Consider the following 16,070-nt stretch of genomic DNA (forward strand, 5'->3'; position numbering starts at 1 on the left):
CCGGGATGACGGTTTGGGTTGAAATCTGGGCCTACTGCCTGATGCCCAATCACACCCATGTTATCGCCGTTCCCAAATACGTTGACGGTCTCGCCAAGGTCATGGAACAGGTCCAGACAGCAACCGCCCCCTTGGCTCCGAAGAATTCGTCAAAAGATTGGAAGAACTGACCGAGCAGGCGTTACACCCCAAAAACAGGGACCGTAGTCTATAATGATCTACCTAAAACTTTAGCACAAACATTGATTTTTCCGACCACTTTCAAGATAATTTCTCCTTCCTCCAGCGCAACTTACCGAAGCGATCATCACTTGAAATTCCTGCCCTCCTTTTTATTCTTCCTGACCCTCTCTCTCACTCACCTGCCAGTGAATGCACAAAGCGTCGAACTGACGCAGAAAGAGAAAGCCTAACCGTTTCGCTTGTTGCGATGGCACGGCTAACATCAATAATTCGCTTACGAATAACAGGGTCGTGAATGGCATCAAATGTACGAACTAACTCAAGGGTTTGACGACGATGTAGGGTGAGCGTTTCTTCGCTCGCATCATCTGACGCTTCAAACCCACTCCAACCGGGATGAGCTTCTAAAATTGATGGTGACATTTCATCGAAGAAGTAAGAAACAGGCACATCCATACGATTACTTAAGTCCCAAATCTTCGATGCACTTATCCGGTTGGCCCCACGCTCATATTTTTGAATTTGTTGAAAAGTTAAGCCAATAGTTTCACCAAGTTGGCCTTGTGTCATGCCAGCCAAGGTACGGCGTAATTTGACACGCTGACCTACATGTACATCCACAGGGTGCGGGATATTACTCCCTCTTTGGCCCGGCAAAAGTGTGTTGTTTAATTTATCTAAAGGCATTAGATTTCTCCTACATTGTTAATGTTAACGGCCTGTTCGAAACTCCAAAAACCGGCAGGCCGTTTTCTTTGCTTATTAATCTTTCAACAAAGCTGCGACCGTCTTATCCAGATCACTATCAGCAGCTTTCACAAAAGCAGCATCACCACCACCACTGACAGAAACACCAATGGAACTTAACTCTTTACGTGCTAGGTCACCCATCGCGGTTTTAACGGGTTTGCGTTTGAAAGAACTTGAACAAATCCCTTCTTCTCAAAAATCAGCTGACATCTATATGGAAATGGCTGGTATTTACTTAATCTTGGAAGGTACTCAGGATAAAATCATTGAGGCTTATATCAATGCTTCCAACGCAGGAGACAGCAGAGCCACCTATAATTTAGCCGTTTTATCTGGATATGGAAAAAATGTAGGAAAACAGCTTCCTTCCTATGAAGTCCTCTTTGAGAAAGCCGCTCAACAAGGAAGCTTAAGCGCTGCTTTTACAATTAAGGCCCGTGATATATTAAAAACACCTCACATGCCGCCAAGTTATGAAGCTGCAGCTATACAGTTGGAAGGAGTAAGCAAAGATAATATAGAAGCAGCATTCGCCCTATGCTCTCACGGTAAAGAAGCCATTAGCAAAATATTTGCTGTAGGAAATATGAACTATTGCGAAGGGCCAATAAATGCGGGCTATGCGCCTGCACAATATTTTATGGGCCGTATGTATGAACAAAACCCAGCAGAATTTCACCCCGAAACATGGTCTAAAAACGGTTTAGAGCAAAACCTAGATAAGGCAAAAGAGTTTTATGAAAGGGCTGCAAGTCAATCTTACAGCCCGGCGATAAAACGCTTGGAATTGCTAAGCAAACAAGTTCCACTCACAATCATTAAAGCAAAAGACAAATATGCTTATCTTCCAGATATCAACCCAGATTGGTTTGACTAGGATATTCGAGGATAATTGAGCCTGTCAGATTAGCTGTATAAATGACCATCGCGTAAACTCCAATTTGGAGGTGTGAATCCGGCGCAAAATAACTGGGAACATGTCATCCCTTTCTTTGCCTATCCTGAAGAAATCCACAAAATAATCTATCGAGCCCTTTTACAGTCTTTTCTCTAACTCAATAACTAAGCCTTCTTCTCCCAGCCTCCGGCATCTGTTTGCTGCCAATAGGTCAGCTCATGGCCTGCATCTTTATAAGACTTCCACTGAGCACGCGCATGATGTACAGCCATCTCACTGCGCCCATCAAAAACAACAAAACAACGTTCAAAATTGCCAATATCGTTGCTGTCACTCCCATCACTGAGAAACAAAAATTGCGCCCCATTGGGGTTTTCCTGATCCGGTGTGATCAAAATCGGTTGTTTCTCTGCATGGCCGTCTTTTGCCGTTCCATGGGGCAACCAGCTATCAGCGCTGTATGTCCAGAGTTCGTTAGCCAGTGCTTCACTTCTTTCTTGGGAGCCCACTTGCACGACGGCACGCTTTCCCACCTGAAGCGTCTTTTCCAACAATTTGGGAAGAGCTTGCTCCAAGGAAAACTTGGTCAGATGGTAAAACGCAATATCCGTCACAATTCAAACCCGCCGTTATGCTTCGTAATATTTGGCGACCAGACGGTCCAGCAAACGCACACCATACCCTGTCCCGCCTTTGGGAATCGTCGGGCGATCTTTGTTCGACCAGGCCATCCCGGCAATATCAATATGCGCCCATTTTGTATCTGTGACAAAACGTTGGAGGAATTTGGCTGCACTAATACTGCCACCATAACGCCCGCCCGTGTTTTTCATATCGGCAATTTGGGATTTCAGCAACTCGTCATAGGCAGCATCCATGGGGAAAGGCCATACTTTTTCGCCCGTGTCATCACCACAAACCTTCAACTGATCGGCCAATTCCTCATCATTGGCAAAAACACCTGCGCGTTCCTGCCCCAAAGAAACCAGCATGGCCCCTGTCAAGGTTGCCAGGTTAATCATGGTTTTGGGTTCAAAATTTTGCTGCGTATAGGTCAGCGCATCAGCCAAGACCAAACGCCCTTCCGCATCCGTATTGATCACCTCAATGGTTTGACCGGACATGGAAGTCACCACATCACCAGGGCGCTGCGCCTTGCCATCAGGCATATTTTCCACAAGACCAATCACACCAACGGCATTAATTTCAGCTTTGCGCCCCGCCAGTGCTTTCATCAGGCCCGCAACCGTTCCAGCGCCGCCCATATCCCATTTCATGTCTTCCATGCCACCGGATGGCTTAATGCTGATCCCGCCACTGTCAAAAGTCACACCTTTCCCCACAAAGGCAATCTGTGTGGCTTGTGCCTTGCGCCCCCGCCCCTGAAGACCATTCCAGCGCATGGTCACAAGTTTGGATTCACGCTCACTGCCTTGACCGACACCCAGTAAAGCCCCCATCTTGAGCTTTTTCATATCCGCTTCGCCAAGGACATCAACCTCAACACCCAACTCACTCAGTTCCGTACAGATTTGTGCAAAACTTTCCGGATAGAGCACATTGGCAGGTTCTGACACCAAATTTCGGGTTAAAAAGATACCATCTGCCACGCGGGAAAGCTCATCAAAGGCTTTGCGTGCCCGTCCACCACTTGGTGTCATAATTTTAAGGGCACGAATGGATGGTTTCTGGTCGCTTTCTTCCTTTGTGCGATATTTATCAAAACGAAAAGAGCGCAACAACGCCCCAAACGCAAGATGGGCCGCCTGTTCCCAGACACGACCTTGTGCCTCTTCAATCGCATCATGAGCAATGGTCACCGTACGGGGCTGCTTGCCTGCCAACGCCATATAGATCGTCCCCCCCAGCTTTTCAGCTGCAAGAAGATCAATTTTCTTTTCCTTCCCGGCACCAATAAGCAGAACACGTTCAAGCTTTGTCCCTGCCGGTGATAAGAGGGAAACCATCTCCCCTAGTTTTCCCTTAAATTTCGCCACTTTAGCAGCACGTGACAAATTGCCATGCAACACCTTGTCAATGGCCTTAGCTGCTTCAGACAGTTCCCCACCATCAAAGCCTGTAACAACCAACACACCCGTTTCCGGCAACCCCGGTTTAGTGAACGAAATTTTCATCAAGAACCTCTTTTATTCCATATGCATTTTTTTCACAGGTTAGCGGGAAGTTTGCCTGAGGGGAACCATAAAAAACATAGGTTTATTGCATTTTTTATATTTATGATCAAAATTAGAACGCTTTGATATATCACTTAAATCGCAAAGGGACGCGCTTTCGCCCCCATTCCCCTGCCGGACCATCAAAGCGCCCGGCACAGGGCGTGCCACACTGAAGACAATTCCCGTCATCACTAAGCTGATAATCAGATAATTCATACCAATCACGTTTGATTAAAACAGCCTGACACTTGTGACAATATGTCGTGTCACCTTCTTCATGATGAACATTGCCAGTATAGGCATAACGCACGCCGTTTTTCAGGGCAATTTGACGCGCACGGATCAATGTTTCAGGTGGTGTGCGCGGCTTATCCAACATTTTCCAGTCAGGATGAAAGGCACTGAAATGCATCGGTACATCTGTCCCCAATTCTTTCACCACCCATTGGGTCATTTGATCAATTTCTTGCGGGCTGTCATTTTCACCAGGGATTAACAAGTCTGTAATTTCAAACCAGACGTTTGTTTCATGTTTTAAATAAACCAATGTCTCCAAAACATTATCCAGATGGGCGCTACACAGCTTGAAATAAAAATCCTCCTGAAAAGATTTTAAATCCACATTGGCGCCATCCATATGGGAGAAAAACTCCTTGCGGGCATCCGCATGAATATAACCTGCCGTCACAGCCACCGTCTTAATCCCAACAGCCCGGCACGCCTTGGCCACATCAATGGCATATTCCATAAAAATCACAGGATCATTATAGGTAAAGGCCACAGATTTACATTTGGTCTTCAAACAAGCCTGCGCAATCATTTCCGGGCTGGCCTGACTTTGTAACTTGTCAAACTCACGTGATTTTGAAATGTCATGATTCTGGCAGAATTTACAGGTCAGATTACACCCTGCTGTACCAAAAGACAGGATCGGCGTCCCCGGATAGAAATGGTTCAACGGTTTTTTCTCAACCGGATCAATACAAAACCCACTGGAACGCCCATAGGTGGTCAGCACCATTTGCCCATCAACATTAGCCCGCACAAAACAAAGCCCTCGTTGCCCCGGTTTGATTTTACAATCACGAGGACAAAGGTCACATTGAAGACGCCCATCTTCAAGCTCATGCCAATATCTACCATTTTTGAACATATAGACACTATACCACCGATATTCTATCTCGCACAGAGAACAGGCAAAAAGTTAACATCACTATTGAACAAAAACAAACACTTGAATTCTTTCTCTTTTCCTTTGTTCCAATGCACTCACACTTTTAATTAAATCCATTTCCTAAAACCAGCCCCCCTTCTGCTAAACTGAGATTTACAGACACACCAACACATACCAAAGGTGCATCATATCACAAAACGACAATCAGAAGATTAAACCATATTAACATCCCATTAACAGGAGCAAAAAAAACAAAAAGAAAATGTTTTTTTTGAAAGCATGAGGAGAAAGACTTATCTAAAATCACAGCTAATTCTATAAAACCAGACACAAGGTTAATGATGTCGGCAAGTGAAAAAAGTAAAATCCTCATTCTTGAAGATGAGGAAGTAGCGCGTTATCTCAATGAAAAAATCCTTACAAAAGAAGGGTATCAAACGACGGCAACCTATACCATTGAAAATGCAAAACAGCTTTTATTGTATGGTATTTTTGATTTACTTGTCCTTGACTTGAAGCTTCCCGATGGCTGTGGTCTTGATTTTATCAGCTGGGTGAAAAATCGACATCCGAACTTGCCCATTTTAGTTGTTTCCGTCTTACGTTCCCCAGATGAGCGAGCCAGGGGGCTCAATATCGGGGCCAATGATTATTTGATCAAACCCTTTCACCCTGATGAGCTTGTTCATCGAGTGAATAACCTTTTAAATCCCCCAAAGTCCCGTGAACACAGTATCGAGAAAGACCTGATGATGGGGGAAATTTGTCTGGATCGGAAAAACAGAAAACTGCTTTACGGTAACAACCAAATTCAACTGACCAGAGGGGAAAGCCATTTACTGGAAAGACTGTGGCGTTCTGTTGGAAAAGCAGTCAGCAGAGAAACACTTCAGGAAATGGTGGCACGCAATAAAGACGGGCACCCTCGCACGGTTGACGTTCTAGTTTCTCGACTGCGGACCAAACTGAAAAAACATGGTCTCAACAGCCTCCAGATCACCCCTATTCCAGAAATCGGCTATCAGCTGAACCTCCCTAAGGACGATCTTGTTCAATAAAGCTTAGAACCTGTTCATAGCGCTTTTGAATTTCAGGAAAAAGACTATCCAGCCGGTCCCAATCATGATGATTACTGCTTTCTTCCGCCTGTAAGCATAAATCGGCCAAAGACTTGCACCTGATACTTGCGGAAGCTGAATGAAGCTTATGGCTGAGTTCCCCGACTTGGCGCAAGTTTTTCTCTTGATACGCCTGCGTGAGACCATCCATAACAGCTTGTGAACTTTCTACAAATAACGCCAACACATCCTGAATATGATCATCGGTGGGGCCAAAAAATTCCTTAAGGACCGCTAAATCAATCAAGGAAGAAACCTTTTCTCCCCGATTTTTTTCATGTGGGGGCCATTGCGCCATAATCTGTTGTAATTCATCCAATTCAACAGGTTTTAACAAGACGCCTTGAATATCCAGCCCGTTAAAACGCGGGGAATGAATATCCGATGTGGCCGCTGTAATGACAAAAACGGGCAAGGAGGTCATTGCTTCTCCCTTTTGTTTTTCTAACTCACGCAATCTTGTCACCAGTTCATAGCCATCACAATCAGGCATATGCATATCTGTGAACATCATCCCATAGTGTTTACGTTCAATTGCACGCAGGGCCTCTTCACCATTGGAGACGACATCCACACTATAGCCCAACCATCTTAATTGACGGGCAAAAACCTCCTGATTCACAGGGTCATCTTCTGCAATCAGAACACGTTTCTCGTCTTGTTCTGCATTTTCAAGAGAGAATGAGAGAGAAGCCTTTTCAGAGTTTATTCCCTTAGTCTCACTCTTTTCAAACCGCCCCGTTAGCTGGCCCACAGCACAAAGAAGACCACTGCGTGTAAGCGGTGTTTCCTTAAAATAACGAACATTACTTTCTAAAGCAGGAGCTTCTTGCGGCTTATCAAGGCCAATCACAAGCGTAGGTATGCCGAGGCTACAATATTTCTGAAACTCCGCCAGGTTGCCCCCCAAGCCATCAATCAACAAAGCATCTCCTTTCAGAGCCTCTGGCTTGTCACAGAATGAAACGGTTCCCCCCCAATATTCCAGATATTCCTTTACGCCTTTTTCACGGGATGCCTCTCTGGAGATGAAGCAAAAAGACTGTCCTGAAAAATCATGACACTCCTCTTCATGAACTTCATCGCCCGTTTTGCCGTTCAGTTCCAGAGTGAAATAAAATCTGCTGCCTTCTTCCAGCTTGCTGTGTAATTCGATATTACCTCCCATCAAAGCAACAAGCTGTCGACAAATATATAACCCAAGGCCCGTGCCCCCATATTTACGCGTCGTGGAAATCTCAGCCTGTGCAAAAGGTTGAAAAAGCTTGTCTTGTGTCTCCTCAGAAATACCGATCCCATTGTCCTCAACAACAAAGCGAATATCATATTTCCCATCCGCTTTCTTTTGCTCCAGTTCAGCTTCAATGCGCAGACGCCCACCCCGTGGGGTAAATTTGATCCCATTGCTGGCAAGGTTTAATAAGATCTGGCGCAAACGCAAGGCATCACATTCCAACTGCTTGGGGATCGCTGGATCAATATAGAGCTGAAAATCAATTTCTTTATCCTCAGCCTCCATCCCTAGAGTATGCCCGACATCTTCAATCACATCACGCAAGCAGGTGTCTTCAATTTCCAGAATGATCTGATTGGCTTCGGCCTTGGATACATCCAAAATGGCATCAATAATTTTTCTCAGGTTCTTTGCAGAACGCCGGATGGTGCCAACCATCTTATCCTGATCTCTATTCAAACCTGATTTTTGAAGCAATTCTGCCATACTGACGACCCCAGTCATCGGGGTGCGTATTTCATGGCTCATGGTTGCCAGAAATTCAGATTTTGCATTATTGGCTTTTTCAGCTTCTTTTTTCTTTTCCTGTAATTTTGTCACCAGATCCACGATGGAAACACGTGCGATTTCCAATGTCTGCCCCAAGGTGGAAATCTCGTCAGAGCCTTTCCAGAAGACTGTTTCTTCCAGTTTGTTATCCCTGAAATCCGATGCCTGAGCTGTCAATCGACGCAGAGGCTGTAGCACCTTGATAAAAAGAAGAGGCAGCATAATCGCCAAAAGAAAAAGAGAGGTCAGAAGGAACACCACTTCAAGCAACCTCTGGCGCTCCAGAATTTCGGCCTGTAAGGCAGAATCATTATAGACAGCGAGTACCCTGCCAACTTCTTCCCCTTTTGCATTAAGTGCAATCGCCTTAAACTCATAGCGATTGCCAATTTCACGATCCGGCACCCGATAATGCAAAAAAGGCAAATCATTAAAAGTGTCATACACCTGAATTTCAGAAATCTGGGGATTTTTCTTGGGCAGCTCCAAAACAATTGACCCGCGACTAGGGTCAAAAATTTCAATGGGATAGCTCATCGCCAAAGCGATATTATCCGCCATAAGCTGGCCTTGCTCACGAAACTGGGCATAACGCTGTGTCTCATGTTGGCGAATAAGGAACCATTCGGCGAACCCCAAGGGAAGCGCTACAGAAACAAACAGTCCTAACAAGACCCAACTGGAAATCGAAGAAAACCGTTTTCTCATTTAAATAAAAGCCGCCCCTGAATCGAACATTCCCCCTTTTCTTCATAGTAGGGTACTTGAACTTTGCCAAGGATCACATCGGATTCCAGCTGTTCAATTTGCGACTTAAGGGCTTGAGGGATCAATCCGGCATTATGCTGATCAAAGGCCAGTTCCACCCCTTTTTCCTGGAGCCCCATGACTTTCTTTTGTTCTCCCCAGATATTGCGATGAGCCGTCATTAAGGCCCTATAGGCCGCATTATCCACCCTGACCATAACCGACGTTAACACACTGCCCGGATATAAATGGTTTTGGTTCATATCCACTCCAACCCCCAGTACCGATTGATCACGCGCCGCTTTTAGCGCCCCGACCGAACTGCCCCCGGCAGCGGCAAATACAATATCAGCTCCTTGTGCAATTTGGTCCACAGCAATGTCATAGGCTTTTTCAGGATTTGCCCAGGCATTATAATCCTGCCCTATATAAGCGTGGCTGATCTCTATTTTTTCATCATAATGTTTCGCCCCGGCAATATAGCCACAGAAGAAATTTTGATCGTCGGGATTTCCAGCCCCCCAATAAAACCAAGCTTTTTTGTTTTGCTTTTTGCCGCACTTAAATAGCCCGCCAGAAAAGAAGATTTATGATAGGCAAAGGAAAAGAAATAGGCATTTGGCAAATTAAACCGACCATTAAAAATAATGAACCGGGTTTTTGGATGATCAATCACCGCTTGCCTGATCTTTTTATGGGTTAATGTACTGCCACTTAATAAAATAGGGTTATAGCCCTGCACGGCAAAGGCATTCATCTTGCGGGTATGTTCATCATAACTATCTGCCGTTTCAATTTGGACAGAAACACCTGTGCGTTTTTCAAACTTTTGTATCCCGCGATAGATGGCCTCATTCCAGGAACCATCATTCACCACCTCAGTATCGTAAATAATGGCTGGACGAAAATTTTCCGCCTGTGCGGCCCCACCAAAAGCAATCATGACGAACAGAGTCGTACAATAAAAAACATAAAGCCACTTAGGCATAGGGTTTTCCCTTTTATAAAATTATGCACCGCCGAAGTTTAACACATCCCCTTACAAGGACAATATCAAGACATAATATTAGACCATCATTTCTATCTCTGATTCACAAAAAATAACCGTGATAATAATTCTTAATTGTGTTGACAATGATTCTCATTATCCATAAAACTGCACACATTAATAATCACTTTATTAGATAGGGTTTGAAATGAAGTTCCTTCATCTTCTTAAGACAACAGCCGCTGGGGCGGTTATGTTTGCAGCTGCTTCCACAGCACAGGCTGCGGCACCAAGCACAACAGAAATCGTTAAAAATTATTCTGACATCGCCCTGGCAATGTACACAGATGCTTATACAACAGCACAAAAACTCAAGGTTGCTGTTGATGCGCTGATCGCAAACCCGTCTGATGCTACCTTAAAAGCTGCACGTGATGCCTGGGTTGCTGCACGTGTTCCTTATCAGCAAACAGAAGGTTTCCGTTTTGGCAACACTGTTGTTGATGACTGGGAAGGTAAAGTTAACGCATGGCCGCTGGATGAAGGTCTGATTGATTATGTTGATGCCTCTTACGGGAAATCTTCTGATGAAAACCCGGCTTACACATTAAACGTGATTGCCAACAAAAAAGTTCGCATTGGCCCAGACGTCATTGATGCAACAAACATCACACCTCAACTGCTGGAAGGCAGCCTGCACGAAGCTCAAGAAGTTGAAGCCAACGTTGCAACTGGGTATCACGCCATTGAATTCCTGCTGTGGGGCCAAGATTTGAACGGAACAGAAGCAGGCGCAGGTAATCGTCCGGCATCTGATTTCGATACAAAAAACTGCACAAACGGCAACTGTGATCGTCGTGCACAATTCCTGACAGCAGCCACTGACCTGCTGATTTCAGACCTGCAATATATTGTGACAGCCTGGTCTGAAGGTGGCGAAGCACGCAAAGACATCGCCTCCAAAAGCGAAAACGATGCCCTTTCCACAATCCTGTCCGGTATCGGTTCTCTCTCTTATGGTGAACTGGGCGGTGAGCGTATGAAGCTTGGCGTACTGCTGCATGACCCGGAAGAAGAGCATGATTGTTTCTCTGACAACACGCATAACTCTCACTACTACAACCAAATCGGTATGAACGCGATTTACACAGGTAAATACCAGCGTGTTGACGGTTCCATGATTTCTGGTGCGAGTGTTGCCCAACTGGCAGAAGCCAAAGCTCCGGCTGCAAACAAGCGTCTGCAGGGTCTGCTGGATGCGACAACAGCTAAAATGCAAATCATGAAAGACACAGCTGACAGCGGCAAAATGGCATATGACCAAATGCTGGCAGAAAACAATGACGCGGGTAACAAAATCCTGCTCGACGTTGTTGATGGTCTTGTGAACCAAACACGTGGCATCGAACAGGTTGTATCCGAACTTGGCCTGAAAATCGAAGTTGAAGGTTCTGACAGTCTGGATAATCCGACGACTGTTGGTCACTAATCCAAAAACATCTCTTTTGGGGTATATAGGGGTAAACTATCATGCCTATTTCCAGAAGAAGTGTCATTGGCGGGAGCGCGGCCTTGGTCGCGCTTTCGGCATTTCCACTTCTGGCTAAACCAAGTCTCAGCACAACCCGCCCGGATGTGCCAAAAAGAAAAGAACCCGCACTGACTGATGCGGTTGTCGAAACAAACCTTGTGGCGAAAATCCGCCCGACACAATTATTTGAAGGTGGCCCAAAACTGCCGCTTTGGACCTATAGCGATGATCTGCTACCGATTATCCGTGTGCCCAAAGGCGGGCGTGTGCGCACCACATTGAAAAACGAACTCCCGGAACATACCTCCATTCACTGGCACGGCATCCGCCTGCCCAACCATATGGACGGGGTTCCTTATGTCACCCAGCAACCGATTGAGCCGGGTGAAAGCTATACTTACGATTTTACCGTACCGGATACGGGGCTTTTCCCCATGCACTCGCACTGTAACCTGTCCACCCAATTGGGCAAAGGTCTGGCCGGTGTCTTGATGGTCACGGGTGATGAAACCAAACCTTATGATGATGATGTTCTCTGTATCATCAAAGACTGGCGTCTTGGTGAAAATGGTGAATTCCTTGATTTCACCTCTGCTGCAGGGGCAAGTCGTGGCGGCACATTTGCCACAAAACGCAGCACCAACCTGAAAGAGCTTCCCATCATGGAAGTCCCCGCCGGTGGTGATGTGCGTGTCCGTATGATGAGTGTCAATAACTCACGCGTAAACCAAATCGGCATTGAAGGTGCCAATGGTGCGGCGATCATCGCCACAGATGGTCAGGCTGTCGCTCCCTTCCCGCTGAAAACGTGGCGTCTGGGGTCTGCCATGCGCATCGACGTGGTGGTGCGTACACCAGAACCGGGCAAAGAAGCCATCATTTATGATTATTTTGCCCCTGAGCCTGTGCCAATTGCCAAACTGAAATCGGTTGGCCCCATGCTGGATCGTGGTGAATTTGACCCAGCCCCGCTTTATGCCCCGGATATTGCCGAGCCTGATCTGTCAAATGCCATTCATGAACGTGTGGAATTTACCGCCACGGCCAAAGCCTCACCACCAGATATTAATCTGCCGGATGGTCAAACCCTGAAATTTGCCGATGCATTGTGCCTGTCAGATGAAACCTTTTGGGCGATCAATCAACGCACATGGCCGCAAGACGGGCACAAAACCCTGCCCGCCCCGCTGTTTAATCTGAAACGTGGGCGCACTTATGTGTTTGAACTGATCAACGCGACCCCGCATGTGCATCCCATTCATATTCACGGTCATACCTTCCTCTATTTAAAATCCAACAAGAAGTCCTTGCCCAAGCACTTTACGGACACGGTATTGATCCGTCCAAAAGAACGCGTGCACGTGGCTTTTGTTGCGGATAATCCAGGGGACTGGATGTTCCACTGTCATATTGTTGAACATGAAGAAACAGGAATGATGGGGATCATCAACGTCGCCTAATGAAAAAAGTAACTGCATTTTTTGGCTTGCTGCTGGCGACATCGCCAGCACAAGCTACAAATCTGGATTTTGCCCTGGGCAAAGCCCTGTTTGATCGCCCCTGGACATCGGCCCCTGCATCAACGCAAGCCACCGATGGTCTGGGGCCTTTGTTTAATGCCCGCTCCTGTGTCGCCTGCCACCCAAAGGCCGGACGCGGTAAAATTACCGTTGAATCTAATGGGGAAATCGGCGGTGTGGGTTATGTTCTGCGTCTGGGCAGTGCCACAGGTGAAGGCGACCCAACATATGGGCGCCAGCTTCAAACCAATGCCATTCATGGACAAAAGGCCGAAGGCCGGGTCTATCTGGAAAATGGCTATTACCGGATTGAAGATCTCGCCTATGGCGAAATGGCTGAAAAAACCAAATATGCCGGACGCCTTTCTCAACCCTTACACGGGCTTGGTCTGCTCGAAGAAATCCCGACAGAAGATATTCTTGCCTTGGCCGACCCGGATGATAAAAACGGAGATGGCATTTCCGGACGCGCCCATATGGTGAATGGACAACTGGGCCGTTTTGCCTGGAAAGCCACCGCCCCGACTTTACGCATTCAAGCTGGCAATGCGTTTTCAAATGATATTGGCATGTCTTCCCCAATCCATCGTCATCACCATGGCGATTGCACCAAAAACCAGCCTGATTGCCTGAAAGGCCCCCATGGTGACAGCGTGCAGTTTGAAAATCTGGAAATTGACACTCAGATGCTAGATCTGGTTGCCTATTACCTCAAACGCCTGCCAGCCCCTAAAAGCAAAGCAACAGAGCCCCTGCCCCTGTTCAGTCAGGTTGGCTGTGCGGACTGTCATACCCCACAGCTGAAAACAAAATCCGGGCAAAAAGTTGCCGCCTATAGTGATCTTCTTCTCCATGACATGGGCGAAGGGCTGGCCGATGGTATTAAAGAAAACAACGCCACAGGTCGTGAGTGGCGCACCCAACCTTTATGGGGCAGTGCGAACACAAAACGCTTTTTACATGATGGTCGTGCCCAAACAATCGAAGAAGCCATTAACTGGCATGGGGGCGAAGCGGCCAAAGCCAAAGCCAACTTCACCGCCCTGTCTGACACTGACAAACAACGCCTAATTAACTTTATAAACAGCCTGTAAGGAATAAAAATGAAGCGTCTCTTTCTCGCGTTCTGTCTTGTTGCCCTGACGCCGTTTACCGGCCATAGCCAAGATAAACTCCAACATGATATTTCATATAAGGTGACACATGATTTTGTTGTTCCTGCCTATGAAAATCTTGCCAAACAGGCTGAAGCACAGGCCGCAGCCTGGAAAAAATCCTGTAAAGCCGATGACCTGAAAGATGCCTATCAGAAAACGGCGGACGCCTGGGCGGCTGTGCAACATATTACCTTTGGTCCGGTTTCTCTCTTGATCCGTAAAGACCGTCTCTATCACTGGCCGGAACGTCGCAATGCGGTTGCCAAAGGCATGACCAAACTGCTGGCAAAAGAAGACGAAGCCCTGCTGGCACCCAAGAAATTTGCCCGCACCAGTGTTGCCGTTCAAGGTTTACCAGCATTGGAACGCCTGATTTATGGTGGCCTTCTGGATAGCGAATGGTCCTGTAAAGTTGGTAAAACCGTTGCCCAAAACGTCGCAACCATGACAAAAAACACAGCCCAAGACTGGAAAGCCTTGCAAGCTGTGATCCAAAAAGGCGAAGGACACCCGCTTTATTTCGAAACCATGAGCGAAGTCACCATCCGCCTGTTTACAGAATTGCTGGCCGGTTTCCAAATGATCAACGAACAGAAGATCGCCCTACCCATGAGTACCAGCATCAAAAAAGCCAATGGCCGTCGTGCAGAAGGCTGGCGCTCAAACCGTCCAAACCGTTTTGTAACCGAAAGTGCACATGCCCTGCGTAACATGGCAACGCCTTTCATGCACTTCCTGCCGAAAAAGGATCACGACGAACTGGCACAACAGTTTGAGACGTTCCTGAACGCGGCCAATAAACTGCCCACACTGACAACGGCTGTCAAAGACGTTGCCGGGCGTGAACAATTAAAAGATTTCCTTGCCATCAGTAAGGAAACACGTGCGCTGATCATTAAACAATTCACCCAACATCTCGGTATTCCGGTTGGGTTCAACAACCTTGATGGAGACTAATTCCCATGAACCGTCGTACATTTTTGAAAGCATCTCTTGGGGGGATGACTACTGTTGCTTTTTGCAAAAATGTAAAGGCTTCAACATTAAACAAAGGCTGGTTCAGCGGTATCAAAAATGCTGCTGACCAGTTTGGTGTGGTCCATATTTCTGAAGACTTTAACGTCACACCACTGTTCTTTACCAAACAACGCCTGCATGGGATTTCCAAACACCCGTTACGCGCCGAAGTCGTGGCTCCGGCCCGTCGCCCCGGTGTGGAACTGTTTGTTTTTGACCTGAAGGCAAAAGAGCTTAAAACCGTTGCAGCCTCCAAAGGGCGTCATTTCTTCGGTCATGGTCATTATTCCAATGATGGCAGTCGCTATTTCATTACCGAAAGCAACATGACAGAAGAAAAAGGGGTAATCGGGATTTATGATGCGCTGAATAATTACGAGCGTATTGGTGAATTCGACAGTGGCGGCATCGGCCCACATGAAAGCCGCATGAGCCCGGATGGCACAACCATCATCGTTTCCAATGGTGGTATTCTGACTCACCCGGACACAGGCCGTGCCAAACTGAACCTCGATACCATGGCCCCGAACCTGAGCTACATTGACGTGGCTTCCGGCCAGTTAATCAAACAGATTTCCCTGCCGGAAGACCTGCATAAACTGTCCATCCGCCATATGGATGTGGATACAGATGGCACAGCTTATGTGGGGACACAAGATCAGGAAAAAGGTCGCCGTAACCTGCCATTGGTCTGGAAAACGGTTGGAGACAAACTGGTTGCCATGGAAGAACCCGCTGAAGGCTGGAAAGCATTTGAAGGCTATATCGGCAGTGTGGTTGCCAATAACGGCTCCCTTTGTGTGTCTTCCCCACGTGGGAATGCGGTTTACCAATGGACGAAAGAAGGCAACCGCCTAATTGCCGAGGGTGATATCTGCGGTGTGGCTGAAATGCCGGGCCAAGGTTTCATGATGACCACAGGCCAAGGTAAAATCCTTGACGGTCAAGGGCGTGAAGCCACCCACGGCTATCGTTTTGATAACCACTGTACGATGGCTTAAAATAACTGTCGTCCTCGCGCAAGCGG

General features: G+C 46.9%; 16 protein-coding genes. 8 read left to right on the forward strand and 8 right to left on the reverse strand.

The window, feature by feature from the left end:
- The first annotated feature begins 5 nt into the window (after positions 1–5).
- Entirely contained in the window at positions 6–170 is a 165-nt protein-coding gene (locus E4K71_RS18370) for a transposase (protein ID WP_206201893.1), read from the forward strand.
- A 184-nt stretch (positions 171–354) separates the two neighbouring features.
- Here the strand turns inward: E4K71_RS18370 and E4K71_RS09765 are convergent, their stop codons facing one another.
- Together E4K71_RS09765 and E4K71_RS18565 are read right to left on the reverse strand one after the other, a co-directional pair.
- Positions 355–870: a helix-turn-helix domain-containing protein gene (locus E4K71_RS09765; protein ID WP_135079064.1), complete on the reverse strand. Its 516-nt coding sequence runs from the start codon at positions 868–870 to the stop codon at positions 355–357.
- Positions 871–945: 75 nt separating this feature from the next.
- Positions 946–1,074 carry a hypothetical protein gene (locus E4K71_RS18565; protein WP_276321839.1) on the reverse strand — a complete coding sequence of 43 codons (129 nt, stop codon included), beginning with the start codon at positions 1,072–1,074 and terminating at the stop codon, positions 946–948.
- A 22-nt stretch (positions 1,075–1,096) separates the two neighbouring features.
- Here E4K71_RS18565 and E4K71_RS09770 point away from each other — a divergent pair, with 22 nt between their 5' ends.
- Positions 1,097–1,810, forward strand: coding sequence for a sel1 repeat family protein (locus tag E4K71_RS09770; protein ID WP_135079066.1), 714 nt, complete (start codon positions 1,097–1,099; stop codon positions 1,808–1,810).
- Between the two features lie 185 nt (positions 1,811–1,995).
- On the opposite strand, the gene E4K71_RS09775 is transcribed toward E4K71_RS09770, so the two are convergent.
- From E4K71_RS09775 to amrS, 3 genes are all read right to left on the reverse strand, one after another.
- Complete coding sequence (locus tag E4K71_RS09775) at positions 1,996–2,445, reverse strand: DNA polymerase III subunit chi (protein ID WP_135079068.1); 450 nt, start codon at positions 2,443–2,445, stop codon at positions 1,996–1,998.
- 15 nt (positions 2,446–2,460) lie between these two features.
- Complete coding sequence (locus E4K71_RS09780; protein ID WP_135079070.1) at positions 2,461–3,966, reverse strand: leucyl aminopeptidase; 1,506 nt, start codon at positions 3,964–3,966, stop codon at positions 2,461–2,463.
- A 130-nt stretch (positions 3,967–4,096) separates the two neighbouring features.
- On the reverse strand, positions 4,097–5,161 hold the full coding sequence (gene amrS, locus E4K71_RS09785; protein ID WP_135079072.1) for an AmmeMemoRadiSam system radical SAM enzyme: 1,065 nt from the start codon (positions 5,159–5,161) through the stop codon (positions 4,097–4,099).
- Between the two features lie 359 nt (positions 5,162–5,520).
- On the opposite strand from amrS, the gene E4K71_RS09790 reads away from it, so the two are divergent.
- Complete coding sequence (locus E4K71_RS09790) at positions 5,521–6,240, forward strand: response regulator transcription factor (protein ID WP_135079074.1); 720 nt, start codon at positions 5,521–5,523, stop codon at positions 6,238–6,240.
- Here E4K71_RS09790 and E4K71_RS09795 read toward each other — a convergent pair.
- Genes E4K71_RS09795 through E4K71_RS09805 form a run of 3 tightly spaced genes read right to left on the reverse strand, consistent with a single transcriptional unit; the run spans position 6,218 to position 9,818 of the window.
- Positions 6,218–8,791: a hybrid sensor histidine kinase/response regulator gene (locus tag E4K71_RS09795; RefSeq protein WP_135079076.1), complete on the reverse strand. Its 2,574-nt coding sequence runs from the start codon at positions 8,789–8,791 to the stop codon at positions 6,218–6,220. The two genes, E4K71_RS09790 and E4K71_RS09795, sit on opposite strands and share 23 nt — an antisense overlap.
- On the reverse strand, positions 8,788–9,309 hold the full coding sequence (locus E4K71_RS09800) for a BMP family ABC transporter substrate-binding protein (RefSeq protein WP_240796916.1): 522 nt from the start codon (positions 9,307–9,309) through the stop codon (positions 8,788–8,790). Before E4K71_RS09800 ends, E4K71_RS09795 begins: the two co-directional genes overlap by 4 nt.
- A complete protein-coding gene (locus tag E4K71_RS09805) occupies positions 9,276–9,818 on the reverse strand; it encodes a BMP family ABC transporter substrate-binding protein (protein WP_135079080.1) in 543 nt (180 codons plus the stop codon). Before E4K71_RS09805 ends, E4K71_RS09800 begins: the two co-directional genes overlap by 34 nt.
- 208 nt (positions 9,819–10,026) lie before the next feature.
- Between E4K71_RS09805 and E4K71_RS09810 the strand changes: the two genes are divergently transcribed.
- The 5 genes from E4K71_RS09810 to E4K71_RS09830 are packed head-to-tail and all read left to right on the forward strand — an operon-like array spanning position 10,027 to position 16,044.
- Positions 10,027–11,307 (forward strand): imelysin family protein, encoded by a 1,281-nt coding sequence (locus E4K71_RS09810; RefSeq protein WP_135079082.1) that lies wholly within the window; start codon positions 10,027–10,029, stop codon positions 11,305–11,307.
- 41 nt (positions 11,308–11,348) lie between these two features.
- Positions 11,349–12,809 (forward strand): multicopper oxidase family protein, encoded by a 1,461-nt coding sequence (locus tag E4K71_RS09815; protein WP_135079084.1) that lies wholly within the window; start codon positions 11,349–11,351, stop codon positions 12,807–12,809.
- A complete protein-coding gene (locus E4K71_RS09820) occupies positions 12,809–13,963 on the forward strand; it encodes a di-heme oxidoredictase family protein (RefSeq protein WP_135079086.1) in 1,155 nt (384 codons plus the stop codon). Before E4K71_RS09815 ends, E4K71_RS09820 begins: the two co-directional genes overlap by 1 nt.
- Before the next feature lie 9 nt (positions 13,964–13,972).
- The gene (locus E4K71_RS09825) at positions 13,973–14,983 is read left to right on the forward strand and encodes an imelysin family protein (protein WP_135079088.1); all 1,011 of its coding nucleotides are present in this window, start codon (positions 13,973–13,975) and stop codon (positions 14,981–14,983) included.
- A 5-nt stretch (positions 14,984–14,988) separates the two neighbouring features.
- Positions 14,989–16,044, forward strand: coding sequence for a DUF1513 domain-containing protein (locus E4K71_RS09830; RefSeq protein WP_135079090.1), 1,056 nt, complete (start codon positions 14,989–14,991; stop codon positions 16,042–16,044).
- Positions 16,045–16,070 lie beyond the last annotated feature (26 nt).

Source organism: Terasakiella sp. SH-1, from assembly GCF_004564135.1.
GTDB lineage: Bacteria > Pseudomonadota > Alphaproteobacteria > Rhodospirillales > Terasakiellaceae > Terasakiella.

What these genes read in the sequence shown, in the direction of transcription:
- E4K71_RS18370 (WP_206201893.1), top strand. Translation starts at nt 6, where the DNA reads ATGACGGTTTGGGTTGAAATCTGGGCCTACTGCCTGATGCCCAATCAC.
- E4K71_RS09765 (WP_135079064.1), bottom strand. Translation starts at nt 870, where the DNA reads ATGCCTTTAGATAAATTAAACAACACACTTTTGCCGGGCCAAAGAGGG.
- E4K71_RS18565 (WP_276321839.1), bottom strand. Translation starts at nt 1,074, where the DNA reads ATGGGTGACCTAGCACGTAAAGAGTTAAGTTCCATTGGTGTTTCTGTC.
- E4K71_RS09780 (WP_135079070.1), bottom strand. Translation starts at nt 3,966, where the DNA reads ATGAAAATTTCGTTCACTAAACCGGGGTTGCCGGAAACGGGTGTGTTG.
- amrS (WP_135079072.1), bottom strand. Translation starts at nt 5,161, where the DNA reads ATGTTCAAAAATGGTAGATATTGGCATGAGCTTGAAGATGGGCGTCTT.
- E4K71_RS09790 (WP_135079074.1), top strand. Translation starts at nt 5,521, where the DNA reads ATGATGTCGGCAAGTGAAAAAAGTAAAATCCTCATTCTTGAAGATGAG.
- E4K71_RS09795 (WP_135079076.1), bottom strand. Translation starts at nt 8,791, where the DNA reads ATGAGAAAACGGTTTTCTTCGATTTCCAGTTGGGTCTTGTTAGGACTG.
- E4K71_RS09805 (WP_135079080.1), bottom strand. Translation starts at nt 9,818, where the DNA reads ATGCCTAAGTGGCTTTATGTTTTTTATTGTACGACTCTGTTCGTCATG.
- E4K71_RS09810 (WP_135079082.1), top strand. Translation starts at nt 10,027, where the DNA reads ATGAAGTTCCTTCATCTTCTTAAGACAACAGCCGCTGGGGCGGTTATG.
- E4K71_RS09815 (WP_135079084.1), top strand. Translation starts at nt 11,349, where the DNA reads ATGCCTATTTCCAGAAGAAGTGTCATTGGCGGGAGCGCGGCCTTGGTC.
- E4K71_RS09820 (WP_135079086.1), top strand. Translation starts at nt 12,809, where the DNA reads ATGAAAAAAGTAACTGCATTTTTTGGCTTGCTGCTGGCGACATCGCCA.
- E4K71_RS09825 (WP_135079088.1), top strand. Translation starts at nt 13,973, where the DNA reads ATGAAGCGTCTCTTTCTCGCGTTCTGTCTTGTTGCCCTGACGCCGTTT.
- E4K71_RS09830 (WP_135079090.1), top strand. Translation starts at nt 14,989, where the DNA reads ATGAACCGTCGTACATTTTTGAAAGCATCTCTTGGGGGGATGACTACT.